Genomic DNA, 23,866 nt, shown 5'->3' on the forward strand with positions numbered 1-23,866 from the left:
CGGCCGGCAGCGCAGTGCCGATAGCTCGCTGCGCGTCAGCGTTGCTGCATTGCCAGACGGACGCCCAAAGCACAGTAGATGCCGCCGACAATCTTGCCTTGCCACTTGAGTACCCTCGGATTTCGGCGCAGGAAAGTGCCAAGCCGACCGGCGCTCACTGCAAAGACGACCGTGCTGAGAAGACCCAGCATGACGAAGATGACCCCTAATATGGTCAACTGCAGCATCACCGACCCGTTTTCAGGCCGCACGAACTGAGGCAGGAATGCAAGGAAGAAAAGAGCGGTCTTGGGGTTGAGCACTTCGGTCAGGACAGCCTGTCGAAACGCCTTGCCGGCGGAGATGGCAAGCGCGCCGGCAGCCGGGTTGGCTGGTGTTTTCTCGATGATCGCGCGAATGCCGAGATAAACGAGGTAGGCGGCGCCGATGTACTTTACGATGCTGAACAACGCCGCCGAAGTGGCGATGATCGCCGATATGCCGACCATGGCCATGACGGTGTGAACCACGTCGCCGGCCGCGATCCCGGCACCCGTCGCGATGCCCACCTTCGTTCCGGAACTCGTTGCCCGCGCGACGGTAAGGAGTGTGGCTGGGCCTGGAATAAAGACAAAGCCGAGCACAACCGCGATGTAGGCTGTCAATGTGGACAGATCGATCATTGGCGGGTCTCTCCTGTAAGCTGCGCCCTGCCCATCACCTTCAGTGCGAAGGAATAAGTATAGGCGATCTCCTCCAGGCGCGAAAAACCGGCCGGAGGCGCCGGCGTGGCCTGAATCCATGTTGATCTTGAACAGCACCGGATTGTCGCCGCTCTTGCGGTCGCGCAGCCGCGCCACCCATTTGGCCGGTTCCCAATAGGTGACGCGCGGATCGGTGAGCCCGGCCAGCGCCAGGATCGGCGGATAGTCGAGCGCGGCGACATTGTCGTAGGGCGAGTAGGCCGCGATGGTGCGGTAATCGTCTGCGGACGCGATCGGGTTGCCCCATTCCGGCCATTCCGGCGGCGTCAGCGGCAGGCTGGCATCGAGCATGGTGGTGAGCACGTCGACGAAGGGCACCTCGGCGACGATGCCGCCGAAACAGTCCGGCGCCATGTTGGCGATGGCACCCATCAGCATGCCGCCGGCCGAGCCGCCTTGCGCGACTGTGCGATCGTGGGCCGTGTAGCGCTCGGCAACAAGGTGGCGGGCACAGGCGATGAAATCCGTGAACGTATTCATCTTGTGCGCCCGCTTGCCGTCATCGTACCAGCCATAGCCCTTGTCCTTGCCGCCGCGGACGTGAGCGATGGCAAAGACAAAGCCGCGGTCGACCAATGAGAACCAGTTGGTGTTGAATGCGGCCGGCACCGTAATGCCGTAGGAGCCATAGCCGTAAAGCAGGCAAGGCGCGGACCCATCCAGCGGCGTGTCGCGGTGGTGCAACAGCGAGATCGGCACCAGTTCGCCATCGGCAGCAGGCGCCATCAACCGCCTCGTGACATAATGGTCGGCGACATGGCCGGACGGCACTTCCTGGGTCTTGAGCAACACCCGCTCGCGGGTGCGCATGTTGTAGTCGAACACCTGGGCCGGCGTCGTCATCGACGAATAGGAAAAGCGCATGATGTCGGTGTCGTACTCGTAGGAGCCCGACAGGCCGAGCGAGAAGGCTTCCTCGTCGAGGGACAAGAGATGCTCCTCGCCGCTGTCGCGGTCGCGCACGACGATGCGCGGCAGGCCTTCCTTGCGTTCGAGCCGGACCATGTGGTCCCTGAAGCCGATCACCGACAGGATCAGCCGGCCAGGTTCGTGCGGCACCAGTTCCTGCCAGTTGGCGCGCACCGGATCGCTCGCCGGCGCTGTCATGATCTTGAAATCCTTGGCGCCGTCGGCATTGGTCAGGATGAAGAAGATGTCGCCGCCTTCCTCCAGGTCATACTGAAGGCCAATCTCGCGCGGCGAGACCAGTTTCGGTTCGGCAAATGGATCGCTGGCGCGCATCAGGCGATATTCCGAAGTCTCGTGATCGTTGATGCCGATCATGATCCATTCGTTGTTGCGGGTGCCGCCGACATCCATGAAGAAGCCGGGATCGGTTTCCTCATAGATCAGCTGATCACTTTCCGGGCTTTGCCCAAGCGCATGGAACAGCACCTTGGACGGGCGGTGGTTGGGATCGAGACGGGTGTAGAAGAAGCCGTCATCGCCGGCGTTCCAGACGCCCGACCCGCCGGTGTCGGGGATCTGGTCGGCGAGTTCCTTGCCATCGTCGAGGTCGCGCACGCGAAGCGTGTAGAATTCGGAGCCCTTGTCGTCGAATGCCCACAGGAGCTTGCGATGGTCCGCCGAATGATCGACGCCGCCAAGACGGAAATAGGCCTTGCCCGCGGCCTCCGCGTCGCCGTCGAGCAGGATATGCTCGGCGCCGCCGTCGCGCGGCATGCGGAAATAACGCGGCTGCTCGCCGCCAAGCTTGAAGGACGAGCCATAGGCATAGGATCCATCCTTCATCGGCACGGAGGAATCGTCTTCCTTGATGCGGCCCTTCATTTCCTTGAAAAGCTGCTTTCGCAACTCGGCGGTGTCGGCCATCAGCTTCGACTGATAGGCATTCTCGGCCTCGAGCTCGGCGCGAATCCCCGCATCGAGCAATGATGGGTCCCGGAACATCTCCTGCCAGTTGTCGGCCCGCAGCCACGCATAGTCGTCGGTTCGCGTGATGCCGTGATGCGTGTCGGAAACCGGCCGTTTCTCGGGCGTTGGCGGGCTGACGTGCGGAAAGGCGGAAGTCTTGGTCATTGCGTCTCGCTTTGCCGGTATCTTGAATGGAGAATATCTTGAATGGCGAATGAACATGCCGATCAGGGCGGGTTCAAGAGCCGCAGCTCAAGGGTTGTGGCGGCTCCAGGAGATGAGCCGGGAGGAGAGATGATGAATATTTATTCTCGGACTGCTGCGGCTTTCGCCGTTGCTTCGCTAACTCTGGCTATTGCCGGCCAGTCTCATGCGACCGTATTCGCGGCTTGGCAAGTGGCCAATGTACCGTTCGGCGACACGCTCAATGTGCGCAAATACCCTTCGGGCACATCCCAGAAGCAGGCGGCATACCCGAACGGGACCGTTCTGCAGATGACCGGACGATGCACCGGTGGGATAAACCTGCTCGACATCGCCAATCAGCCAGCGTGGAAGCAGGAACAGACGGTTCGCTATCGCTGGTGCGAAGTCTGGCATGACCCGGCCCAAAACGGCAACTTCGTCACCGGCTGGGCCTATGGCAAATACATCGCGCCGCATTGATTGACCTGGCAGCGATTGATTCCGAACCGGCCGGATGACGAGCATGCCGCCTGATTGCTTGCGCGGGAGAAGGGCAACCTGTGGTTTTGTGGATAGATGCAAGCAACCAAGCTTGCCCGTGCGACGGCCAAGCAAAATTAAGCATTGAAACCTGCTTTGTGAGTTATCGCGAATGTAACGGTTAACTGACGTTGCGTCAGCCTTTGCTGGTTGGCGGGCGAAATATCGAAAAATTACACAACGCACGAAAGATTGAAGCTGATCCGGGAATAATTGATCAACATCGTTCAATATAGCGCAAAGGGCGAATTGACTTACTTGGGTTGCAGGCTCATTGATGTGCCCGCGACACGAATCGCAGAAGCTCTACCTGCACAAAATTTCGTGCTATGCCCTGCCTGTAAAAAAGGGCGCACACCGACGTAACTCTTGTTGGGGCCTGATGACCATGGATATTGTCGAAACACCTTCCAGAAACAGCGATGCGCTGATCGAGTTGACCGCTGATGTGGTGGCCGCCTATGTCAGCAACAATCCCGTGCCGGTCGGCGAATTGCCGAACCTGATAGCCGATGTCCATGCCGCGCTCGGGCGCGTGGGCGGCACCGCCGAACTACCGCCTGCCGACAAGCAGAAGCCGGCGGTCAACCCGAAGCGCTCGGTTCATGACGACTACATCGTTTGCCTTGAAGACGGCAAGAAGTTCAAGTCGCTGAAGCGCCACCTGATGACCCACTATGACCTGACGCCCGACCAGTATCGTGAAAAGTGGAACCTCGACCCGACCTATCCGATGGTTGCTCCCAACTATGCCGCTGCGCGGTCCCAGCTCGCCAAGAAGATGGGTCTCGGCCGCAAGCGCAAGGCGCGTTGATCGCGGCTCGCCAGATCGTTCGACATCAACGGCGCCTTCGGGCGCCGTTTGATTTTGCGGTTCAGGATCGTTGCAGACGTAGTCGTCAGGCGGTCTGCTTCAGCGCCGCCTCGGCATCGCGCTTGATGCGCTTGACCATCGAGCGAAGGCCGTTGGCGCGCTGCGGCGAAAGATGTTCGTCGAGGCCGAGCTCTTTCAGTGTCGCTTCCGCATCGGTCTTCTGGATCTCGCTGGCTGTCCTGCCGGAAAACAGCGCCAGCATGATCGCGACCAGCCCGCGCACGATATGGGCGTCCGAATCGCCGGTGAAGCTGATGATCGGATCGGCTCCCGGCCCCTGTTCGGTGGTCAGCCAGACCTGGCTGACGCAGCCCGGCACTTTGTTGGCCGCGTTGCGTTCGTCGTCCGGAAAGGGCGGCAGCGCCTCGCCGAGCTCGATGACGTAGCGATAGCGGTCTTCCCATTCCTCAAGGAATGAAAAATCGTCGCGGATCGTCTGGATCGTGGTCGTCATGACCCGGATATAATCACGCGGCGGCGCCGCGTCACGGAAAAAACAAGGACACCGCGGGCGTCGAGAGGGCAGACGACCCGCGGTGCGCCGTCGAGACGGCTTAATTCTGCGCCGGCAGTGTGACTGTCTCGGGCAAGACGATTTCCTCCGGCACGCTGCCGGTCATAGTCGATGTGTCGGGTCCCGCGGAGGACTTATCGTCGAGCATCGCTGCCGCGATCTTGGCGGTCTCCTTGGCACGGGCGGTGATGGTGTGCATCGCTGATTTGCCGGTTTCGCAGACATCGGGCTTGCGTTCGCAAATGCCGGCGATGTCGCCTACCGCCTCGCGCGCCGCAAACAGGGCTTGGATCGGCCCGACGCTTTCGCGGCCCGATTCATCGGGGCCGACGCCCAGCGGCAGCGCCAGCAGCACCAGCGAGAACCAGAAAGCCATTCTTATCAGGAAGACCATTTCCCTAACCCTCTCGTCGTGACCGGATCATGCATCCATATGGCATGACCTCTTTTATGGGCTGGATGGTGGCACACAGGCGCAAAGGACGGCTTGCGGGTTCGCCGAAAATTTTCCTCAAATTTTAGGCAAATTCGAAACGAACCGTTGTGAAATCAGTTTGTTGCAAATCCGATCGATTTTCCTTAATGCCGGATAACCATCTATCTGGTTGCTTTTACTGCATTTTTCCTGAAGCCCGGGAGTCCAGGCGCCGCGTGCATCCAGCCGAGAGGCGCCGGCGCCGGATAACCCTCCGTTTACTATGGCTGCATTTGCCCGGGCTTTCGGCTGCCGCCATCCCGATATTTGCCGCAGGCCGGGTCTTGGTCGGCCCTGCCTTATCCATTCCTTAAACGCTGGATGCGACTTTCGGAGCCAACCAAAACAATCTGCAAAGCAGAGCTGTCCACGACGAGTACGGGTGCGTTGAGTTGAGTTCGATCAAGGCCAGATCCGTTGAATTGCCTGGCGCGATGGCCGCTGGTTGCGAACGTATGGTGCATCCGTCCATCCTTGGGCGGAGCAACCGCGAGCGCCAGCGCCGCTTCATCGGCGTCATGCTGGCGGCTCCCTTCTTTGCCGCCGGCGCCGCGGTCACGCTGGTCACTTCGGGCATGGGCGCCGCCGTCACCGTGGCCGCCATCTTCGCGGCCTTTGGTCTGTGCTGGTTTGTCGCCTTGCTGGTGGCGGCGACAGGCAAGATGGCTATCGCCGCTCAGTTCGCTCTGGCGATGGCGGGCATTGCTCTCGGCAGTCTTATCGCCGCTGCCGGCGGGCTGAGCTCGCCAGTCGCCATGCTTGTCGTGGCGCTGCCGTTCGAAGCCTGGTGGATCGGCGCCTCGCGGCGTGCGGCAATCTGGGGAGCCGTGTCGGCTGCTGTCGCCATCCTGGTTCAGCCTCTGGCTGGAATTCTATTCCCATTCTCCGGCGCGCAGATTGCCGCGTGGCACTGGCTGGTGCCATTGGCCTGGGCGCTCACGCTGATCCCGCGCGCGTCGGCGTTTCAAAACTCGACCGGTGCGGCCGATCTCGTCGACACGGCCGACCGGCTCGAAGACATCATCGATGCGGTGGTCCTGCGCATTGCTCGCCATGGCGAAGTTCTGGACGCTTCCGCCAAGGCACGCACGCTTTTGAAATTGCCGCCCGAGCTGCTTTCCGGAAACGGCCTCTTTGATCGCATCCATCTGTCGGATCGCGTCACCTATCTCAGCGCATTGGCCGACATGCGCGATGGCGCGCTGTCGCGCCGGCTCGAATTGCGCATCAGGCTGCCTCAGAACGGCAACGGCCTGACAGCCGACAATTATCGGCCGTTCTCGCTCGACCTGGTGCGGAGTGAGGAGCAGGGCGACGTCTTCACGCTTGTCCTGCGCGAGAATGACGAGATTGCCCGGCTGCGCGAAGATCTCGCGGCGGCCAATGAGGCGGCCGCGTCCGCCGAGGTGGCCAAGGGACGCTTCCTGGCGGTGGTCAGCCATGAACTGCGCACCCCGCTTAATGCCATCATCGGCTTCTCGGACATGCTGCTGCACGAGATGTTCGGCGCTTTTAAGGATCCGCGCCAGAAGGAATATGTCGGCCTGGTGAGGGATTCGGGCCAGCATCTGCTTGCCGTCGTGACTTCGATACTCGACGTGTCCAGGATCGAGTCGGGCGTCTATGCGACCGAACCGGAGCCGTTCCGGTTCATGGAAGCGGTCGACATGTGCCAGTCCATGCTGCGGCTGCAGGCGCAAGCGAAGAACATCGATCTGCAGGCGCAGATCGCACCCGACGCCGGCGACATCAATGCCGATCGGCGTGCCGTGCAGCAGATGCTCATCAACCTGGTCTCCAATGCGATCAAGTTCACCCCCGATGGCGGCGATGTCGTCGTCGGCGCCAAGCGGATCGGTTCGCGCCTGCATTTCTGGGTCAGGGATACCGGCATCGGCATCGCCGAGGAGGATTTTGCCAATCTCGGCAAGCCCTTCATGCAGATCCAGAACGATTATACCCGCCGTTTCGAGGGGACGGGCCTCGGCCTTTCGCTGGTCAAGGGCCTGGTGGCGCTGCACGAAGGCACGATGTCCATCGAAAGCATGCCGGGCGAGGGCACCACGGTGACCATCAGCTTGCCGGTGAACGGACCGAAGGGACATCAGGCGGAGAAGGCCGGCGTGCTGACGATGCCGATGGCCATGGGGAAAGAGGACAGAAATGGCTCGCTCCGCAAAACAGGCTAAGGCGGTCAAGCGCCGCACCAGTGCCTTTCAGGACGGTGCCGTCGCCGTTGGCGGTATGATCTCGCGCAATCCCGTCCTGGTCGGCGGGTCGACGGCATTCCTGGTGACGCTGTTCTACATTTCCGCCAATGCACTGTGGTACCAGCCTTTCCCGCATGCCGGCGCGTTCTTCGCAACCCGTAGCATCCAGGGCTTTCCACGCACGGCGTCCGACGAACCGGAGACGACGTTCAACATTGTGCGGCCATCCGGCACGCCGGCGCCGATCAAGGGTGATCCGGTGGTCGAACAGGTGCAAGGCATATTGAAGGATCTCGATTTCTACTCCGGAACGGTGGATGGCATTTCCGGCCCCAACACGCGCAAGGCCATCCAGGCCTATCAGCAGAAGGTCGGGCTCAACGCGTCCGGCGAGATCGACGCGCTTCTGCTGGATCAACTGGGCGCAACGCCGAAAACAGCGGCCGTCATACCGAAACCGCAGCCGCGCCCGGATATGCCGGCCGCCGTTCCTGTGTCTTTGCAGACGAATTCCGGGCAGACGAATGCCGACCAGACGAATGCCGCAACGCAGGAACCCGATGCCCGCATCGTCAAGATCCAGGCCGGACTCAAGGCGTTCGGCAATGACGACATGCAACTGGACGGCGTCGTCGGCACGCGCACCAAGGCGGCGATCAAGGAATTCCAGTCGCTGTTCGGGCTGCCGCAGACTGGCGAGCCCGATGAGATCGTCTACGTCAAGATGCGCGAGATCGGCCTGACCAACTGACGGCTGAAACGGCTCGCCGAGCGGCGGAAATATCGATAGATAGCCCGCACGCTTAAAGCGCGTCGCGCCCGCAACGGCTTCATGCGCCGCGCTTGAAGCCTTTGTTTTCATGCATGTCGTTGTCCCACAACCGGGCCACCTTCGGGCGACATGCATCAGCGGAGTTTTCTCATGCGCGTCACATCGGATCTGTGGGTCTCGGCCCTGTTGCGCCGGGTTTTCGGCGCTGGCGGATTTGCCGCCGTGGTCAAGCGCGGTGCCACCGAAGCCGGCGCTGTCTTCGTCCTGGCGCGCGGCAGGGCGGGGGACATTGCCCTGTTCGGACCGGCACCGCAGACAAGCTACGATTCGGCGAAGCCCGACGATCGCTTCTTCAGCCTTCTCGGCAACGGCGATGATGCCGCCGTGCTCGAGGCGCGGCTGGAACGGGAAAAGAAGTTCGATCCCGACATCTGGGTGGTCGAGATCGAGGCCGGTGCCATCCCAGTCGAGGAGCTTATTTCCGTGAAGACGCCCTGAGGCCGGACGAAACCACCGCATCGTCGCTGTTCGATGCCGTGCGCGTATCGCTGTTTGCGGGGGCGGCGTCGCGAACCACCCTTGAAAGGGTCTCGGCTTTCCACAGCCGCACCTTGTCCACGGCCGCATCGCGATGCAGCAGGCGGTAGCGGTCGAGGAAGATGCGGATCGCCTGCGGATGCGGGAACTGGCTGGGATAGACCGCGACCGTGATCAGGAATGCCCTGTCCTCGCTGAGGTCGAGCGAGCGCAGCGCTGCAAGCAACGAGGCATAGTTCTGGTTGGCGGTGAGCGATCGCGCGATCGAGAAATCGATATCAAGCGCATCGGCGAGCGCGGTCTGGAAGAACGCCGCGTTTCCTGTCAGCGCCGTCTCGCGCAATTTGACATAGGTGTCCGCTCCCGCGAAAGGATCGGCGTTCGTCGCCGCTGCCTCGTCGCCGGTGCGCATCATCGAGCGCAGCCTGCGCCTTGCATTTTCGGCGGCAATGCCGGGCGCCAGTTCTCTTGTGGGCCCTTCGGCTACGGCTTCCGTGTTCACCGGTGCAGTCTTGTCCGCTGCGGCCGTCGCGGCTCTGTCCCCTGACGTGGCGTTCGCGTCGGGCTCCCGCACCCGGACCAGGGTTGGCCTTTCGAGCGCCCTGATCAGATCGGCAATGGTCGGGTTCAAGCCCTTGCGGCGCGCGATGGCGCGCGCATGCGGCAGGCCATGCCGCCCGATCAGCGCGATGAGGTCGATGTCGCTGACCGCGCGGGAGCGGATGAGCAGCGGCGCGGCAATGTCGACCGGTTCCTCGCAAAGGCGGCGCACCAATGCGGCGGGGGCATATTCGCATTCGGAAAGGGCGGCTGCCACGTAACGGCGGGATTCGACGGACACATTGTCGAAAAGCGGCAGCGTCAGGTCTTCGAGCTGGCCGATCTCGCGGCGAGACGGGCGGGTGAGCGAGCAGAACGCCGACACCGCGGCGCGGAACAGCCTTTCAGCCCTTCCCGAGTCGGTTCGCACCGCGATTTGCCTGAAGTCCGAAGATGACACGAAGGATACGCCCGTACTCGACACAATCTCGACCACGCTCGACCGGGACTGTGTCGGTTTCGCGTTTGCCTCGGGTCAGAACGTCCTGACCTCTGACAAAGATCAAGTTAGCGGCGATCCGTTAGCGCTCCGTTAACCCTCTGCCGTCCTTAATGATATTTGGAGGCGTTGCGTTGTGCTCCGGGGAAACCGAGAGGAATGCGCGAATCATGGGCATGGTACTGTCTTTCGTGCCGCGTACGGCACCAAGCAATCGGACGAAGCAAACCGCCGAAATGCCGGCGGCGGTGATCATCTTTCCCGGCATCCGCTACGAGCGGTCGCAAGCCGGCGAAGTGCGGCCGGTCGATCCCGACAAGCCGGGATCGCCACGGACGAAGCCGGTTCCGCACCACTGAGTTTCGGCAGCCGCCGAGCATTGGTCCGGGATCATGTCTAGAAGTCCTGCAACTCGCAGGAACTTTGCTCGAAAAAGCGCGATACGATCGGCTTCCAGCTGACGTCGGGCACGAAGGCGCGGATGACGAAGATGCCTTCCTCGATCGGCGCTTCGACAAAGATCGCTCCCTGAAGGTCCTCAGGAAGGTCCTTGCGCACGTCGATCATCTGCGCCGGTGTTAGCACGACGGCATCAAGCACGCCGCCGGTCGCGGTGTGGTCGTTGAAGGAATAGATGTTGTGGCCGCTGCGGTCGTAGACCGACACCGACCAGAACGGGACATGTCCCGGCGCCTTGATGCGGACCATCCCTTCGCCCAGGTCGAACCGGCATGCCGATGCGTAAAACAGCGGGTCGACGGATTTCACCACTGGCGCGCCACCGGCTTCGGCATCGAGCCGGGTCATCCTGTAGAGGTCCGAGGCCATGGACAGCCGCGACCAGGCGTCGCGTTCGGAAAATTCAGGCACCAGAAGCAGCACGACGATGTGCACGATGCCGGCGCCGAGCAGGCCGAGCAGGACGACATGCAAAAGCTTGCGCATCGTCGCGTAAGAGTTACGCATCGCAGCCGACCCTCACGATCCGCGGCAGCGAAACGTCCGACAGGCCGGTGCTGCTGGCGATCGGCGTGTCGTAGAATGTCAGCACGAAATACATCCTGCCGAAGCCGTCGGTCAGCAGCCAGTTGCCTGGCATCGGGTGATGGCTGGCGGAAATGACGACCGAATTGTCCGGTTGTCGTACCACCCCGTAGGATTGCAGCGCCGCAAGCCGTGGTTTGCCGGTTTCGACCACGCCAAGCGATTGATCGGCGGCATAGAGCGTCCAGAACCGTGCCGTCGGAAATCCACCCTCGATCGTGTAGGTGCATTCGCGCTTGAGTTCGTTGCCACCGGCGTCGTGTTCGGCGACGAAGGAAAGCCCTTCGGCACGGCCGAGCGCAAGCACGCCCTCGCGCGCCACGCGGGCCTTCGAATAGGGGTCGGCGGCTGGTGTGCCGATATCGGGAAAGGCCGTCCATTGGCCAATCCGGATGGCACCGACACCATCCTGGACCTTCAGCGCATACCAGACGCTGCCGCCACCGCCACCGATGGCTATGACAAGCGAAAGCAGCGTCAGGAATGCATTCTTGAGCATGAAGGGCCGGGGACACGAAGAGTTGCCGCTCGGGGATATCGCGGCGTGGGGTCTTGTGGCAAGCGGGCCGATGGATTTGCCCGCCCAAGCCAGTCGGAAAGACTCACCCAGCCGGAAAAACTCACAGTGCCGACAGTGTTTCCGGCGGTTGAGGCGCGGCGAGGGCCGGCGCTGACTGGAACAATTTGGTCATGTCCCGCAACGTCTGCGTGGTCCGGCTGGATAGAACGGGCGGCCGTTCGGCCGCGGCATCCGCCGCCGCCTGCTCGTCGCCCTTCTTCTGCGCGTCCTCGGCCTTGGCCGCGACCTCCTCGTCGACGAAAGGCTTGTCGATGCCGGGGATCGGCTTGAGGTCGATATTCTGATGGGCATAGACCATGAGACGCTGCCAAACCATCGCCGGCAGCGAGCCGCCCGTCATGTTCTTGGTCGGCGTGAAATCGTCGTTGCCCAACCACACGGCCGCCGTGTAATTGCCGGTGAAGCCGACGAACCAGGCGTCGCGGTAGGATTGCGTCGTGCCGGTCTTGCCGGCGACGACGATGTTGGGAATCTGGGCTCGCCGCGCCGTGCCCATCACCGGCACCGCCGCCAGCATGGTGTTCATCGATTTCAGCGCCTGCTCGGACAGCACGCGGTGCGGCGGTGGCGCATCCTTGGCGAAGTCGTAGACCACCTCGCCGGTGCGGGTGACGAGCTGGGAGATGCCGTGCCGGGAGCCGACGAAGCCGTTCTGGGCGAACACGCTATAGCCCGTCGCCTGATCCATCACGGTCATGCCCGAGGTGCCCAGCACCATCGTCTTGTGCGCTTCGAGCGGCGACTCCACGCCCATCGCCTCGGCCATCGCCTTGATCGGTGGGATGCCGAGATAGTCCTTGGCCAGCCGCACCGGCACGGTGTTGATCGACTTGGCCATCGCCACGATCAGCGTGACGTTGCCCGCCGATCCACCGCTGTAATTGTGCGGCGACCAGGTGCCCCAGCTGATCGGGCCGCCGGAAACGATGGAGTTGGGCGTGAAGCCGTGCTCCATCGCCGTTGCATAGACATAGGGCTTGAACGACGAGCCGGTCTGGCGCAGCGCCTTGGTGGCGCGGTTGAACTGGCTGGCGCCATAGTCGCGGCCGCCGACGATGGCCCTGACGGCGCCGTTGGTCTCGATGACGACGACAGCGCCTTCGGTGACGTTATACTCCTTGCCGAACTGGCGCAGATGGAACTCCACCGATTCTTCCGCCGCCTTCTGGATGTTGGCGTCGAAGGTGGTGTGGGCGACCAGCGAGTGCTGGCCAGGCTTGGCGATCTTCTTGACCTCGTCGAACGCCCAGTCGAGGTAATAATCCGGGCTTTTCTGTTCGCCGCGATCGACGACATCGGCAGGGTGCAGCCTTGCCTGCAGGACCTGACCCTCGGTCATGAAACCGGCGTCCACAAGGTTGGACAGCACCACATTGGCGCGCGCGCGCGCCGCCGGCAGGTTGATGTGCGGCGCATATTTGGTCGGCGCCTTGAACAGGCCGGCCAGCATCGCCGCCTCGGCGAGGTTCAGGTCCTTGACGCTCTTGCCGAAATAGAAGTCGGCGGCCGCCTCGATGCCGAACGTGCCGCCGCCCATATAGGCGCGGTCGAGATAGAGCTGCAGGATTTCCTTCTTCGACAGATTGGCCTCGAGCCACAGCGACAGGAAGGCTTCCTTGATCTTGCGCTCCAGCGTGCGCTCATTGGTGAGGAACAGGTTCTTGGCCAGCTGCTGGGTGATGCTCGAGCCGCCCTGGACGACGGAATTGGCCCGCACATTCTCGAAGATCGCACGTGAAAGGCCCAGCACATCGATGCCGTAGTGATCGAAGAAGCGGCGATCCTCGGTGGCGAGCACCGCTTTGATGACGTGATCGGGCATTTCGTCGACCGGCACCGAATCGCGCTGGATGATGCCGCGCTGGCCGATCTCGTTGCCGTAGCGGTCGAGGAAGGTGACGGCGAAGTCGCCCTGCGCGCGCCAGTCGCCAGCCGTATCCTGGAAAGCCGGAATGGCCAGCGCCAGCATCACCACAATGCCGCCGGCGCCCAGTGTAAAACCTTCGCTCAACAGTTCGATGATGCCACGGCGCCAGCCGTTGACGCGGAAGCGCCGCGAGAAGATCGTCGCGGCTTCCCAGAACTGGCGCGCCTTGAAACCGATCTCGTAGAGCGAGGAATCGAGCCAAGCATCGAGCGACAGCAGCCAGGCTGCGATCGGACCTCTTCTCTTGCGCGGTTCAGGACTGGCCATTCGGAAATCCGGCTCGGCTGTGGCGTGACCTGAAAACCGCAAGCCGGCAATTTCAGGGCGGCGCCCTGTCCCGACTATTCATCCATTTTGTGGACGCTCACAAGGGCGGCGAGGACACAGCTGCAAGGTTTGTTGGCGCAAGGGCAGGGGGCAAGCGTGAAAGGCAACTCTGCCGCGCGCCCGGAGAAAGGTAAATTGTTGAAGGCAAGCAGACATAACGTTTCTTCAATCAAGGCAAATTATATGTTTGGTGAGCTAAAAATTGCAGCGAAAGAAAGTAGTATGAAACGCCTGATTTTTATCTGCTCTATATCCTCCTTGCTGTTCCTGTCCGTGAGCCGAGCGTTCGCGTTCAATTTCGGATTCATCAGAGTGCCGGACTGGATGGATTCTTACATTGGCGTGCTCGTTGTCATCACCTGCATTTTCTGGCTTGGCCTGGCGGCGACGAAACCGAGTGGCGTTCCGATCAAGCAGCTTGCAAACGTCAAGATCTCGCCGCTAGCGAAGTTCTTCCGCATCGGCCTGCTCATCGCCTTCACCATCCTGATGGTCATCTTTTTCGCCGGGATGGGGCTCAGACGATACGCTGAGATGACGGGCGCAGCGTAAAGCCGCGCGCCGATTTTGTCAGCCAAGGTGGGATAGTTGGTGCCCCGCCAACCGCTGCCTCTCAGGCCGGCTCGCGCTTCAATGCCTGCACCATGCAGTGGATGCCGCCGCCGGTCTTCGAGATCTCGCTCATGTCGACCGCCGCGACCTCGAAACCACGGGCCTTGAGCTGGCCGATCAGCGTCTGGCTGGAGGTCGGCGCGATCACCCGGTCCTTGCCCAGCGACATGAAGTTGCAGCCGAGCGCCATCGTATCCTGGAACGGCACGTCGATGATCTCGTGGCCCTTGCCCTTCAGCCAGTCGACGATGCCCGGCTCGGTGCAGGCGAGGCAGACAGCGGTCAGTTTTTCGGCGATCGGCACCACCATCAGGTCGATATGGACATAGTACTCGTCGATGAAGGCGATGCGGGTTTCCCAGCCTTCCTTGTCGAACCACGCCTGCACCTGGCGTGCGCCTTCTTCCTGGGTGCGGGCGCCGCCGCAGCCGATCAACACGACGCCGTCCTCGATGACATTGAAGTCGCCGCCCTCGAATGTGCCTGCGGTGACCATGTCGTAGATCGGGATGCCGAGTTTTTCGTAGGTGCGGATGGCGGCATAATTCTCGCCGCGCCGCCACCAGTTGGCCATCGCTGTGATGACCGCGCCGTAAGGCGTCATGACACTGGAATCGCGGGAATAAACCTGCATCGGCAGTTCCGGTGTCGGCTCGTGCCAGTGGATGTTGACGCCGAAATGCTCGTAGGCGGCGACAAGGTCCTTGTGCTGCGCCTGCGCGATCTGGACGTTGCAAGGCGCCTCGCGCAGATGCTTGCGCGACAGCGAGCTGGTCGATAGGTGGCGCAGGAAATTGGGCGAGCCGAGCAGGACGTCGGTCAGGACATCGGTCTCGTTGGCAAAGCCCCAGGCGGTCAGCGGCTTGGTGCCGCCGGCCGGGTTGCGGCGCTGCAACGAAAACGGCTCGGCGACGATGCGGTCATGAACGGTCATGGGGTTCTCCTCGTGAGGCAACTTGGTTGATCATGTGGCTTTGGGATTGTTCGGTATCCACCAGTCCGGTCCGCGCGGGGTGGTGACGTATTCCGGCCAGCGAAATCCAATCGGCGGTTCGTAGTCGCAGAGCGGCGCAATCCAGTTCGAGCCGCCGATTCCACCGCCGGTGCGGGTGACGAATTCACTCATCGCCGCATCGCGGGCGGTCTGGTCTTCCAGCAGGCGAAGGGCGGCGAGCGCTATGGTCTTCGCCGCGCAGATGACCATCGGGTCGATGGTGGCGGGAATGCCGCCCAGCGCATTCATCACCCATGACGGATAGGGGTAGCCGGTTTCCGAGCGCAGCGCCGGGCGGGCGACATAGAAGCGCGCAGTCGGCGTATGCCAGCTCATATCGGTGTAATCGTCGGAGGTCGAATTCACCTGCGAGGGCGGCAGATCGCGGCGCAGGATCGCTTCCGCCGCCTGCGGCTCGATCAGGCGCTCCAGTTCTTCGATGAACGGCTCGTCACTAGCCATGCGACCGGCATTGACCTGCATGTCGCGCGCGACTGCCTTGGCGTCCTCGTCCCAGCGCGGCGGCCCGACGGTCGACAGCGCTTCATAGGCGATTTCGGCCATGGCGTGATTGGCCAGCCCCGGCCGCGACTTCGACACCCAATGCCGCTCGTGGCGGCAGCCGCTCATGCTGGCAGCGGCCTCGGCGTTGCGGTCGAGCACGGCGGTGATCTGCTCGGCCATCGCCAGCGTCGGCACGCGGATCATGTACTGGATCTCGGCCAGCCCCGCCGGCAGGTTGTCGGCGGTCGCCTGGCCGGCTGTGAGGATCGCCTCGCTGACCGACCAGCCGCCCTGGTGCGGCAGCATGGAATCGCGCAGCGCCTTGGACGCCATGTACATCATCATGAGCGCGTCGTTGGCGCCCGGCGCCCGCACCGCCGAATGCGCCTGCGGAATGGGCGCTGCGCCGCCCGCCGCCCGCGCCCCGCGCTCCGGCTGGTCGCAGATGAAGCGGTAGATCATTGCGTAGGCTGCCCCGCAATGCGTGTCCCAGCGCGCGGTGTTGCAGAGCGGCAGCATGTAGAACGGGTGGAAGGAGATCATGCCGGCGAGACCGTCATAATAGCCCTTGGCGGCATGGATCGGCTTTGATCCGCGCACCTTCTCGGCTGGCTCGCCGGTGAAGCGCAGCGTCCCTGAAATGCCGTGGCGCTGCATCGCCGCCTTGGTCGCCAGCAGCCCGCCGAGGCTTGAAATGCCCAGCCCGGAATGCGGGTCGGTATGACCACCAGCATGTTCTGAGAGGCCTGGGCGCGGACGCTTGACCGTCGCGGCATCCTGGCAATTGCCCGGTACCGCGTCATATTCGGCGTACATGCCGATGGTCGGGCCGGGGCCATTGGTCCAGTGGGCGCAGAAGGCCGTCGGCATGCCGCCGGACCCTTCCTCGACGGAGAAGCCTTCGCGCTTCAGCCGCTCCACATACCAGGCAGCCGACTGATATTCCCGCCATGCGGTTTCACCGAAGTCGAAGATGGTGCGCGTCCACGCCGACAGCAACGGCTGGATGTCGTCGAGACAGGCAAGGGCGGTTGCTTGCGCCGAGGTGGCCACCGGTTTCTCCATGGGATGAGAAGAAAGCAGTGAAGCGGTTCGCCAAAAAGTGATATGTTTTCCCGGCTCATGCAAATTCGGTTCACCTGAGGCCTCTTGCGCATACCATCCACCCAAGCGCTGCGCGCGCTCGACAGCTTTGCCCGCCACGGCAGCGTCTGGCGCGCCGCCGACGAGTTGCATCTGACCCGCAGCGCCGTGAGCCATCAGCTTCGCCTGCTTGAACGCGACCTTGGCTTCGATCTGCTCGAGCGCATCGGCAAGGGCGTGGCCCTGACGCCGCGCGGCCAGCGTTACGCCAGCGACGTGCGCAAGGCGCTGACCGTGCTGGGCGATGCGGTGACCCGCCATGCCGGCACCGGCGTTGGCGGCTCGTTCAGCATCAGTTGCACGCCGGGCTTCGCCTCGCTGTTCTTGTGCACCCATATCGGCGAGTTCAGGCAGATGTACCCCGATGTCGCGCTGCGCATCCTGACGCCGCGACGGCTGGATGATGTCAGCAATGCCGACGCCGACGCTTTCATCGCCTTTGGCGTTGGCAATTGGCCGAACCGGGCCGCCGAACTGTTGTGCGAGATTTCCTTTACGCCGCTCTGCAGCCCGACGCTCCTCAACAAGGTCGGTGGGTTCTCCAAACCCGCCGATGTGCTGCGGGCCAATCTCCTTCATCTCGGCGACACCGAGGATTGGGCGCGCTGGCTGGCGCTGTCCAGGGTCGAGAACCCCGACCCGGAAGGCGGTATCTTCTTTTCCGACATGAATCTTGTCTTCTCGGCCGCGATCGCTGGCCAGGGCATGGCCATGGGCGACGAACTGACCAGCGGCAAGGCCCTGGCCGAGGGCAGGCTGGTGCGCCCCTTCGACATCGCGATCAAATCGCCGCGCTCCTACTTCCTCGTTTCCGAACACGCCAAGGCGACGCATCCGGTGCTTGATGCGTTTGCCGGATGGCTGCGATCGAAGCTCGCGGAGAGCAATGCCAAGGGCATGGCCGACCACGGGCGCCACAGATTGGACAGATGAATGGAATTTGCCGATCCGGCGAAAACTATTCGGTTGCGGTGAGGCCGCGCGCTGCCCTACGATTTCTCTTGGAGTTGAGGAAACAGGCAGGATGCAGCAACCCGGCCGGGCCGCAGAGATCAAGGCAATCGGGATCGGCAAGAGCTTCGGCTCGTTCCGTGCGCTGGACAATCTGACGCTCGATATCGGCCGCGGCGAGTTCCTGACCCTGCTTGGGCCGTCCGGTTCGGGCAAGACCACCTTCCTGATGATCCTTGCCGGCTTCGTGCAGCCGACCGAGGGCCGGTTGTTCAGCGATGGCGTCGACATCACCGAACGGCCGGCCGAACAGCGTGCCGCCGGCATGGTGTTCCAGGGCTACGCGCTGTTCCCGCATATGACGGTTGAAGCCAACATCGCCTTCCCACTCAAGGTGCGCAAGAAATCGGCGGCCGACATCAAGCGCCGTGTCGGCGAGATGATCGAACGCGTCGGCCTCAAGGGCCACGAGAAAAAACTGCCGGCGCAGCTTTCAGGCGGTCAGCAGCAGCGCGTCGCGCTCGCCCGCGCCCTGGTGTTCGAGCCGGGCGTGCTGTTGCTCGATGAGCCTTTCTCGGCACTCGACAAGGGCCTGCGCGGCCAGATGCAGGCCGAGATGAAGCGGCTGCATCAGGAGACCGGCACCACCTTCGTCTTCGTTACCCACGACCAGAGCGAGGCACTGGCGCTGTCGTCGCGCGTCGCCATCTTCAATCATGGCAAACTGCTGCAGGTCGGCGCGCCCGACGAGGTCTACGACCGGCCGGACAACCGCTTCGTCGCCGAGTTCCTCGGCGAGATCAACATGCTGCCGCTGAAGGGGGTGCGCCCGGCCGACAATGGCTCGACCGGCCTCTGCGAAGACCGCGCGGTCTCCATGCGCTGCAAGGCTGAGGCGGTGCGCGGCGATGCAATCCTGGCGATCCGGCCTGAATACATGTCGATATCAGGCGAGGCGGTAGCCGGCGAGAACGGCATCGCCGCGACCGCGATCAATTCCACCTATCTCGGCGCGGCAACGCGGCTTGACCTGACGACGCGGCAAGGCGCGAAGGTCACGGTATCGGTGCCGAACGAGATAGCTGCCGCCGCGCTGAGCAAGGGCAACTCCGTCTGGCTCACCTGGCCGGCGGAAAAGGGTTTCCTCCTTCCGGATGGAGGACAATGACGAACGGTGTGGCGAGACTTCGCGCCACCGCTTTCCGGTACTCTCAACGACAAAAAGGGGAACTGACATGACAAATGACACCAAGAAACAAGCCATCGAGAGCATGTCCGCCAGGGCAGGTCGCGGCGAGATCTCGCGCCGGCAATTTACGCAGCTGGCAGCAATCGTGCTGGCCGGCACGCCGATGCTGCTGCGCTCGACCGGAGCCTTTGCCGCGGCGAAGGAACTGGTGCTGGTGAACTGGGGCGGCGACGCCATCACCGCCTATGATGCCGCCTACGGCCAGGCCTTCGCCAAGGAAACCGGCATTACAGTCAAGATGGACGGCTCGGGCCCGACCGAAGGCGCCATCGCCGCGCAGTTCAAGAGCGGCGCGCCGACCTGGGACCTCGTCGACGTCGACCCGTTCTCGGCCATCACGCTCGGCGCGCAGGGCGCACTCGAGCCGATCGACTATGCGATCGTCGACAAGAAGAAGATGCGCGAAGGCTTTGGCTGGGAATATGCCGCTTCGACCTATTTCTTCTCCTATGTCATCGCCTACGATTCCGAGAAGTATGGCAAGGATGCGCCGACCGGCATGGCCGATTTCTTCGACGTGAAGAAATTCCCCGGCAAGCGCTCGCTCTACAAATGGGGCGTGTCGAGCTGGGAGGCCGCATTGCTGGCCGACGGCATCGCGCCCGCCTCGCTCTACCCGCTCGATCTGAAGCGCGCGCACGACAAGATCGCCGCCTTCAAGGAGAACGTCGTCGCCTATTGGGGCGGCGGCGCCGAGAGCCAGAGCGTGCTGCTCAATGGCGAGGCCTCGATGGCCATCGTCTGGTCGACCCGCGCTTCGCTGATCGAGCAGGATTCCGGCGGCAAGATCAAGTTCATCTGGGACCAGGGACTGATTTCGCCCGGCGCGCTCGCCGTGCTCAAGGGCAATCCCGGCGGCAAGGAAGCGGCGATGAAGTTCATCGCCAGCGCCCAGGATCCGCAAAAGCAGCTGGTCATGTTCGACAAGCTCGGCCAGGGCCCTGCAAACCCGGCCGCCGACGCGCTGATCCCCGCCGACAAGAAGCGCATCAATCCGGTCGACCCCGAGAACATGAAAAAGCAGATCGCGCTCGATATGGACTGGTACGCCAAGAACTACGGGGCAGCGCTCGACGAATACACCAAGATCATCTCCGCCTGATCAAGGCCGGATGACCGGGTCGACATGAGAGCATATCTCTCCGACAGGATGGGCGCGGCGCTGTTGATGGCGCCGCTGCTCCTGTTTCTTGCCCTGGCCTATGCCTGGCCGTTCCTCGGCGTCGTCAAGTGGAGTTTTACGCTGCCGACGCCGGGGCTCGGCCAGTATGACGCGCTGCTCACCGACGATCTGGTGCAGTCGGTGTTCATCCGCACCCTGCGCATCGCGGCGGTCGTCACCGTGGTTTCGGTGGCCGCTGCCTATGCCATCACCGTCGTCTGGGTGCGCGGAACCCCGGCACAGCGCCTGGTTGCCGAGTTCTGCATTCTCGTTCCCTTCTGGATCTCGGTGCTGACCCGTGCCTTCGGCTGGGTGGCGCTGCTGTCCAATCGCGGCTTGATCAACACCTGGCTGCAGGCAATCGGCTTCATTTCCGAACCGCTGGCGCTGGTGCGCAACGAATTCGGCGTCATCGTCGGCATGACGCATTTCCTCATTCCTTTCGCCGTCTTTCCGCTGGCGTCCGCCATGCGCAGCCTCGACGACCGCGTGCTGCTGGCCGCGCGCGGGCTCGGCTCCAGCCGCATGCGCACCTTCTGGTCGGTCTTCGTGCCCATGACCCGCTCCGGCATCATCGGCGCGGCGCTCATCGTCTTTGTGTTCTCGCTGGGCTTCTTCGTGACGCCGGCGATCCTCGGCGGCGGCCGCAGCGTCATGGTCGCCGAGCTGATCTATCTCAGGATCTTCCAGAGCCCGGACTGGGGGCTGGGCGCGGCGATCAGCGTCGTGCTGGTGCTGTTCGTCGGCGCGCTGATGGCGCTCTTGTTCCGTTATGTCAGACCGAAGCAATTGATCTGATGCCGACCTACCGCCCTGGTCCCGTCTCGCTGATCATCGCCGCCTTCGTGGCGCTGTTCCTGCTGATGCCGCTGCTCGCCGTCATCCCGGTGTCGCTGACGCCGAGCCGCATGCTGGCGATGCCGTCCGGCGAACTGTCGCTGCGCCACTACCGGGCGCTGATCGAGGATCCGCGCTGGATCGGCTCGATCCTGCTCTCGATCCGCATCGGCATCGTCAGCAGCGCCTTTTCCACCGTGCTGGCGCTGTGCTTCAGCCTCGGCGTGTGGATGTTCCAGCCGCGCTTCACCGCGGCACTCGTCGGCTTCGTTCTGCTGCCGATGGTGGTGCCGCCGGTGGTTTCGGCCATCACGCTCTACTTCCTTTTGACCTCGATCTCGGGTTTCAGCTCGTTCTTCGGCTACGACACCTGGCTTGGCGTTGCCATGGCGCATTCGGTGATGACGGTGCCGTTCGCCACCGTGCTGATGCTGGTCTCGCTCAGCCAGCTCGACCGGCGCATCGACCTTGCCGCGCGCGGTCTGGGCGCAACTGTCTGGGAGCGCGCCACCCGGATCATCATGCCCAACATCAAGTTCGGCATCATCACCGCGGCACTTCTCTCCTTTGTGCTGTCCTGGGAAGAAATCGGCGTCACGCTGTTCATTACAAGCGTCAACGCCATCACGCTGCCCAGGCTGATGTGGATGGGGCTGCGCGACAACATCGACCCCGCGATCGCAGCGCTCTCGGTGATCCTGATCATCATCACGGTGCTGGTGCTGGCGGTGCGCAGCCTAGTGGTTAGGCAGCGCGGGGCGCAATAAACAAAAAACGCGCCGAGACGCGGCCGAACCTGTCAAGATCGCCAGGCCGCTGGTTCAAGCCAATCAAGGACCCGGCCTGCCCTTCGGTCAGTCACCATGGTGGCTACAGGCATAGCGGCCAGGGCTGGGAGTTTCCTTGGGTAGATAATGGACAGTTTCACCCAGACGAAATTGGCAACTGCGAATTTGGCTCATTAGCCTTTCTCGACCGCCTGACGATCGCGCGACGCAGATTGCCGTCTTCTGAGGCTAGTCTCCATCTGTTCTCCTCGACTTCACTCACGATGCGGCGCTAAATATACAAAAGCACTGGCGTTTCATGGAGGTGAAGATGTCGGTGACGTACGACTTTGCGGGCCGAACAGCCATCGTCACAGGTGGCGCCCGTGGTATCGGTCGCGCGATAGCTGGTAAGCTCGCGTTGAGCGGAGTGGACGTTTGGATCTGGGATATTGAGCCTGTCGAGCTTGAAGGCACACGTTCGCTTTCAGTGGACGTGACGAAACGCGATAGCATCATGCAAGCGCTAACCATCATGGGCGAAGGCGGGATCGACATTCTCGTGAACAACGCGGGGTGGCTGGGTAGCTATAAGCCGTTCGAGGAATTCGAACCGACAGAATGGCAGCGAAACTTGCAGGTCAACCTCCTTGGCACGTTCGAAGTAACTCATCGGGTGCTCCCACTTATGCGACGAGCGGGCAAGGGTCGTATTGTCAACATGGGATCCCTTGCCGGTAAAGAGGGACTGCCGAGCCTTGCGGCCTATTCCGCAGCCAGCGCCGGTGTCATCGCGTTTACCAAAGCGCTGTCGCGTGAAGTCAGCGATACCGATATTCGCGTCAACTGCATCGCTCCGGGCCCGATCGATACTCGCCTTATTCGGGATCTCGGCAATGAGACCGTCGACGCGATGATATCGGCAAGTCCGCTGAAGCGGCTCGGCGATCCGAACGAGGTAGCGGCGCTCGTTGTGTGGCTTTGCTCAGATGCCAGTGCGTTCAACACAGGCGCTGTTTTCGATATGTCGGGCGGCCGAGCCCGATACTAGTAGCAGCGATGCGATAGTTTCTAGTGGGCTGGTTGAGCCGGACAGCTGCCGTTGCGGATCCTGCTTCGCCTGTGTTTCCGGATCCATTTCAGGATGGCCGGGGTCGTGCGAAATGCTCGTTTGCGGCAGCCACAAGATGGCGAGCTGGCTGCTGACGGCCTTGGCCTTTTCTGGATCGAGCATCTTTACTCCGGAATCAAGGAAAAATGCACCGTTGCTTGCCGCCTAGTGGGTCAAAAGCCGGCAAGGAACATTCCGTCATGTGACCCCATTCATACGGGGCAAGGTTAGGTGAGCGGGAATCGAAAGTCCACGTTCACACTCGGCTTGCCAGGCATCTAGCCGACCCGTCCGCTTTCAGGTCGCAGTGCGTCATCACCATGGCCCCGGCGCTTGCGTTGCGCAGCTTCGTGCGGATACGCTGCGAGCGAATTGTAGTGCGCAAGATGCTGTTCGAGGCGTGGCAGGCGAGGGGACGATACATGACCGCATCCGGCGACTTGCTGCAGGCATTGTTCCAGCGACTGAGAAGCGATGCATCGCTGTCGGCGCTGCTGGGCGGCGCCGGGCTGCTCGAACACGCAGACGACAATGCCGCCTTTCCCCACGTAACCTGCGGCCAGACCAGCGCCTTCGACTGGGACACAGGGGTTCAGAACGATGCCGATCAGCTGGTCACGCTGCATGTCTGGTCGAAGACCCATGACGAGGCCGAAACGCATGCCATCATGGACAGCATCAAGGCACGCCTCGCAGGCGCGGTGCTGAACATCGGCCCGCGTGGACAGACACGCCTCGTGCTGGAGTTCGCCGAGGCTCGCTATGACGAGGACCTGCTCGTGCATCACGGCTTGCTGCGTTTTCGCGCCATAACGCAGGAAAATGACTGATGCGCTTTCAATATGGTCCAAACGGGGTCTAGACTGATGCTTCCGGGATTTCGCTGTGTGGGC

23 protein-coding genes and 1 pseudogene are annotated in these 23,866 nt (G+C 62.5%); 14 read left to right on the forward strand and 10 right to left on the reverse strand.

The genetic code is table 11. The features are described from left to right. Positions 1-35: 35 nt before the first annotated feature. Positions 36-662 carry a LysE family translocator gene (locus tag ACFSOZ_RS35510; protein ID WP_379105983.1) on the reverse strand — a complete coding sequence of 209 codons (627 nt, stop codon included), beginning with the start codon at positions 660-662 and terminating at the stop codon, positions 36-38. Next, positions 659-2,783, reverse strand: a pseudogene (locus ACFSOZ_RS35515) (S9 family peptidase). The gene ACFSOZ_RS35510 and the pseudogene ACFSOZ_RS35515 overlap by 4 nt, the downstream one beginning before the upstream one ends. A 132-nt stretch (positions 2,784-2,915) precedes the next feature. On the opposite strand from ACFSOZ_RS35515, the gene ACFSOZ_RS35520 reads away from it, so the two are divergent. Together ACFSOZ_RS35520 and ACFSOZ_RS35525 are read left to right on the forward strand one after the other, a co-directional pair. After that, complete coding sequence (locus ACFSOZ_RS35520; protein ID WP_379106633.1) at positions 2,916-3,284, forward strand: SH3 domain-containing protein; 369 nt, start codon at positions 2,916-2,918, stop codon at positions 3,282-3,284. Between the two features lie 448 nt (positions 3,285-3,732). Continuing rightward, the gene (locus tag ACFSOZ_RS35525; RefSeq protein WP_379105985.1) at positions 3,733-4,158 is read left to right on the forward strand and encodes a Ros/MucR family transcriptional regulator; all 426 of its coding nucleotides are present in this window, start codon (positions 3,733-3,735) and stop codon (positions 4,156-4,158) included. Between the two features lie 85 nt (positions 4,159-4,243). On the opposite strand, the gene ACFSOZ_RS35530 is transcribed toward ACFSOZ_RS35525, so the two are convergent. After that, positions 4,244-4,672 carry a SufE family protein gene (locus ACFSOZ_RS35530; protein WP_379105987.1) on the reverse strand — a complete coding sequence of 143 codons (429 nt, stop codon included), beginning with the start codon at positions 4,670-4,672 and terminating at the stop codon, positions 4,244-4,246. 100 nt (positions 4,673-4,772) lie between these two features. Then, complete coding sequence (locus ACFSOZ_RS35535; RefSeq protein WP_379105989.1) at positions 4,773-5,126, reverse strand: DUF5330 domain-containing protein; 354 nt, start codon at positions 5,124-5,126, stop codon at positions 4,773-4,775. A 536-nt stretch (positions 5,127-5,662) separates the two neighbouring features. Between ACFSOZ_RS35535 and ACFSOZ_RS35540 the strand changes: the two genes are divergently transcribed. The 3 genes from ACFSOZ_RS35540 to ACFSOZ_RS35550 all read left to right on the forward strand — a co-directional run bounded on the left by ACFSOZ_RS35540 (position 5,663) and on the right by ACFSOZ_RS35550 (position 8,687). Beyond that, a complete protein-coding gene (locus tag ACFSOZ_RS35540) occupies positions 5,663-7,396 on the forward strand; it encodes a sensor histidine kinase (protein ID WP_379105991.1) in 1,734 nt (577 codons plus the stop codon). Beyond that, positions 7,371-8,168: a peptidoglycan-binding domain-containing protein gene (locus ACFSOZ_RS35545; protein WP_379105994.1), complete on the forward strand. Its 798-nt coding sequence runs from the start codon at positions 7,371-7,373 to the stop codon at positions 8,166-8,168. The genes ACFSOZ_RS35540 and ACFSOZ_RS35545 overlap by 26 nt, the downstream gene beginning before the upstream one ends. Positions 8,169-8,339: 171 nt before the next feature. After that, positions 8,340-8,687 (forward strand): DUF1491 family protein, encoded by a 348-nt coding sequence (locus ACFSOZ_RS35550; RefSeq protein WP_379105996.1) that lies wholly within the window; start codon positions 8,340-8,342, stop codon positions 8,685-8,687. Here the strand turns inward: ACFSOZ_RS35550 and ACFSOZ_RS35555 are convergent. Beyond that, complete coding sequence (locus ACFSOZ_RS35555) at positions 8,665-9,726, reverse strand: hypothetical protein (protein WP_379105998.1); 1,062 nt, start codon at positions 9,724-9,726, stop codon at positions 8,665-8,667. The two genes, ACFSOZ_RS35550 and ACFSOZ_RS35555, sit on opposite strands and share 23 nt — an antisense overlap. Positions 9,727-9,935: 209 nt before the next feature. Between ACFSOZ_RS35555 and ACFSOZ_RS35560 the strand changes: the two genes are divergently transcribed. Further along, on the forward strand, positions 9,936-10,124 hold the full coding sequence (locus ACFSOZ_RS35560; RefSeq protein WP_379106000.1) for a hypothetical protein: 189 nt from the start codon (positions 9,936-9,938) through the stop codon (positions 10,122-10,124). Positions 10,125-10,161: 37 nt separating this feature from the next. On the opposite strand, the gene ACFSOZ_RS35565 is transcribed toward ACFSOZ_RS35560, so the two are convergent. From ACFSOZ_RS35565 to ACFSOZ_RS35575, 3 genes are all read right to left on the reverse strand, one after another. Further along, the gene (locus ACFSOZ_RS35565; protein ID WP_379106002.1) at positions 10,162-10,731 is read right to left on the reverse strand and encodes a DUF1254 domain-containing protein; all 570 of its coding nucleotides are present in this window, start codon (positions 10,729-10,731) and stop codon (positions 10,162-10,164) included. Continuing rightward, a complete protein-coding gene (locus tag ACFSOZ_RS35570; RefSeq protein ID WP_379106004.1) occupies positions 10,724-11,308 on the reverse strand; it encodes a DUF1214 domain-containing protein in 585 nt (194 codons plus the stop codon). The genes ACFSOZ_RS35565 and ACFSOZ_RS35570 overlap by 8 nt, the downstream gene beginning before the upstream one ends. Before the next feature lie 121 nt (positions 11,309-11,429). Continuing rightward, entirely contained in the window at positions 11,430-13,583 is a 2,154-nt protein-coding gene (locus ACFSOZ_RS35575; RefSeq protein ID WP_379106006.1) for a transglycosylase domain-containing protein, read from the reverse strand. Positions 13,584-13,739: 156 nt separating this feature from the next. Between ACFSOZ_RS35575 and ACFSOZ_RS35580 the strand changes: the two genes are divergently transcribed. Then, on the forward strand, positions 13,740-14,195 hold the full coding sequence (locus ACFSOZ_RS35580) for a hypothetical protein (RefSeq protein ID WP_379106008.1): 456 nt from the start codon (positions 13,740-13,742) through the stop codon (positions 14,193-14,195). A 61-nt stretch (positions 14,196-14,256) separates the two neighbouring features. On the opposite strand, the gene ACFSOZ_RS35585 is transcribed toward ACFSOZ_RS35580, so the two are convergent. Both ACFSOZ_RS35585 and ACFSOZ_RS35590 read right to left on the reverse strand, forming a co-directional pair. Next, positions 14,257-15,189: a dimethylarginine dimethylaminohydrolase family protein gene (locus ACFSOZ_RS35585; RefSeq protein WP_379106010.1), complete on the reverse strand. Its 933-nt coding sequence runs from the start codon at positions 15,187-15,189 to the stop codon at positions 14,257-14,259. A 30-nt stretch (positions 15,190-15,219) separates the two neighbouring features. Continuing rightward, positions 15,220-16,818, reverse strand: a complete 1,599-nt coding sequence (locus ACFSOZ_RS35590) for a zinc-binding metallopeptidase family protein (RefSeq protein WP_379106012.1) — start codon at positions 16,816-16,818, stop codon at positions 15,220-15,222. A gap of 84 nt (positions 16,819-16,902) precedes the next feature. On the opposite strand from ACFSOZ_RS35590, the gene ACFSOZ_RS35595 reads away from it, so the two are divergent. The 7 genes from ACFSOZ_RS35595 (at position 16,903) to ACFSOZ_RS35625 (ending at position 23,803) form a co-directional block, all read left to right on the forward strand. Continuing rightward, positions 16,903-17,829, forward strand: a complete 927-nt coding sequence (locus ACFSOZ_RS35595) for a LysR substrate-binding domain-containing protein (protein ID WP_379106014.1) — start codon at positions 16,903-16,905, stop codon at positions 17,827-17,829. Positions 17,830-17,920: 91 nt separating this feature from the next. Then, positions 17,921-19,015: an ABC transporter ATP-binding protein gene (locus ACFSOZ_RS35600; protein ID WP_379106017.1), complete on the forward strand. Its 1,095-nt coding sequence runs from the start codon at positions 17,921-17,923 to the stop codon at positions 19,013-19,015. Between the two features lie 67 nt (positions 19,016-19,082). Beyond that, positions 19,083-20,198, forward strand: a complete 1,116-nt coding sequence (locus ACFSOZ_RS35605; RefSeq protein WP_379106021.1) for an ABC transporter substrate-binding protein — start codon at positions 19,083-19,085, stop codon at positions 20,196-20,198. A 24-nt stretch (positions 20,199-20,222) separates the two neighbouring features. Further along, positions 20,223-21,056 carry an ABC transporter permease gene (locus tag ACFSOZ_RS35610; protein ID WP_379106023.1) on the forward strand — a complete coding sequence of 278 codons (834 nt, stop codon included), beginning with the start codon at positions 20,223-20,225 and terminating at the stop codon, positions 21,054-21,056. Further along, positions 21,056-21,862 carry an ABC transporter permease gene (locus ACFSOZ_RS35615; protein WP_379106025.1) on the forward strand — a complete coding sequence of 269 codons (807 nt, stop codon included), beginning with the start codon at positions 21,056-21,058 and terminating at the stop codon, positions 21,860-21,862. Before ACFSOZ_RS35610 ends, ACFSOZ_RS35615 begins: the two co-directional genes overlap by 1 nt. Before the next feature lie 331 nt (positions 21,863-22,193). Next, on the forward strand, positions 22,194-22,913 hold the full coding sequence (locus ACFSOZ_RS35620) for an SDR family NAD(P)-dependent oxidoreductase (protein WP_379106027.1): 720 nt from the start codon (positions 22,194-22,196) through the stop codon (positions 22,911-22,913). Between the two features lie 482 nt (positions 22,914-23,395). After that, complete coding sequence (locus tag ACFSOZ_RS35625) at positions 23,396-23,803, forward strand: DUF3168 domain-containing protein (RefSeq protein ID WP_379106029.1); 408 nt, start codon at positions 23,396-23,398, stop codon at positions 23,801-23,803. Positions 23,804-23,866 lie beyond the last annotated feature (63 nt).

The organism is Mesorhizobium newzealandense (genome assembly GCF_042682145.1).
GTDB lineage: Bacteria > Pseudomonadota > Alphaproteobacteria > Rhizobiales > Rhizobiaceae > Mesorhizobium > Mesorhizobium newzealandense.

What these genes read in the sequence shown, in the direction of transcription:
- ACFSOZ_RS35510 (WP_379105983.1), bottom strand. Translation starts at nt 662, where the DNA reads ATGATCGATCTGTCCACATTGACAGCCTACATCGCGGTTGTGCTCGGC.
- ACFSOZ_RS35520 (WP_379106633.1), top strand. Translation starts at nt 2,916, where the DNA reads ATGAATATTTATTCTCGGACTGCTGCGGCTTTCGCCGTTGCTTCGCTA.
- ACFSOZ_RS35525 (WP_379105985.1), top strand. Translation starts at nt 3,733, where the DNA reads ATGGATATTGTCGAAACACCTTCCAGAAACAGCGATGCGCTGATCGAG.
- ACFSOZ_RS35530 (WP_379105987.1), bottom strand. Translation starts at nt 4,672, where the DNA reads ATGACGACCACGATCCAGACGATCCGCGACGATTTTTCATTCCTTGAG.
- ACFSOZ_RS35535 (WP_379105989.1), bottom strand. Translation starts at nt 5,126, where the DNA reads ATGGTCTTCCTGATAAGAATGGCTTTCTGGTTCTCGCTGGTGCTGCTG.
- ACFSOZ_RS35540 (WP_379105991.1), top strand. Translation starts at nt 5,663, where the DNA reads ATGGTGCATCCGTCCATCCTTGGGCGGAGCAACCGCGAGCGCCAGCGC.
- ACFSOZ_RS35545 (WP_379105994.1), top strand. Translation starts at nt 7,371, where the DNA reads ATGGCTCGCTCCGCAAAACAGGCTAAGGCGGTCAAGCGCCGCACCAGT.
- ACFSOZ_RS35550 (WP_379105996.1), top strand. Translation starts at nt 8,340, where the DNA reads ATGCGCGTCACATCGGATCTGTGGGTCTCGGCCCTGTTGCGCCGGGTT.
- ACFSOZ_RS35560 (WP_379106000.1), top strand. Translation starts at nt 9,936, where the DNA reads ATGGGCATGGTACTGTCTTTCGTGCCGCGTACGGCACCAAGCAATCGG.
- ACFSOZ_RS35565 (WP_379106002.1), bottom strand. Translation starts at nt 10,731, where the DNA reads ATGCGTAACTCTTACGCGACGATGCGCAAGCTTTTGCATGTCGTCCTG.
- ACFSOZ_RS35570 (WP_379106004.1), bottom strand. Translation starts at nt 11,308, where the DNA reads ATGCTCAAGAATGCATTCCTGACGCTGCTTTCGCTTGTCATAGCCATC.
- ACFSOZ_RS35575 (WP_379106006.1), bottom strand. Translation starts at nt 13,583, where the DNA reads ATGGCCAGTCCTGAACCGCGCAAGAGAAGAGGTCCGATCGCAGCCTGG.
- ACFSOZ_RS35585 (WP_379106010.1), bottom strand. Translation starts at nt 15,189, where the DNA reads ATGACCGTTCATGACCGCATCGTCGCCGAGCCGTTTTCGTTGCAGCGC.
- ACFSOZ_RS35590 (WP_379106012.1), bottom strand. Translation starts at nt 16,818, where the DNA reads ATGGAGAAACCGGTGGCCACCTCGGCGCAAGCAACCGCCCTTGCCTGT.
- ACFSOZ_RS35600 (WP_379106017.1), top strand. Translation starts at nt 17,921, where the DNA reads ATGCAGCAACCCGGCCGGGCCGCAGAGATCAAGGCAATCGGGATCGGC.
- ACFSOZ_RS35605 (WP_379106021.1), top strand. Translation starts at nt 19,083, where the DNA reads ATGACAAATGACACCAAGAAACAAGCCATCGAGAGCATGTCCGCCAGG.
- ACFSOZ_RS35610 (WP_379106023.1), top strand. Translation starts at nt 20,223, where the DNA reads ATGAGAGCATATCTCTCCGACAGGATGGGCGCGGCGCTGTTGATGGCG.
- ACFSOZ_RS35615 (WP_379106025.1), top strand. Translation starts at nt 21,056, where the DNA reads ATGCCGACCTACCGCCCTGGTCCCGTCTCGCTGATCATCGCCGCCTTC.
- ACFSOZ_RS35620 (WP_379106027.1), top strand. Translation starts at nt 22,194, where the DNA reads ATGTCGGTGACGTACGACTTTGCGGGCCGAACAGCCATCGTCACAGGT.
- ACFSOZ_RS35625 (WP_379106029.1), top strand. Translation starts at nt 23,396, where the DNA reads ATGACCGCATCCGGCGACTTGCTGCAGGCATTGTTCCAGCGACTGAGA.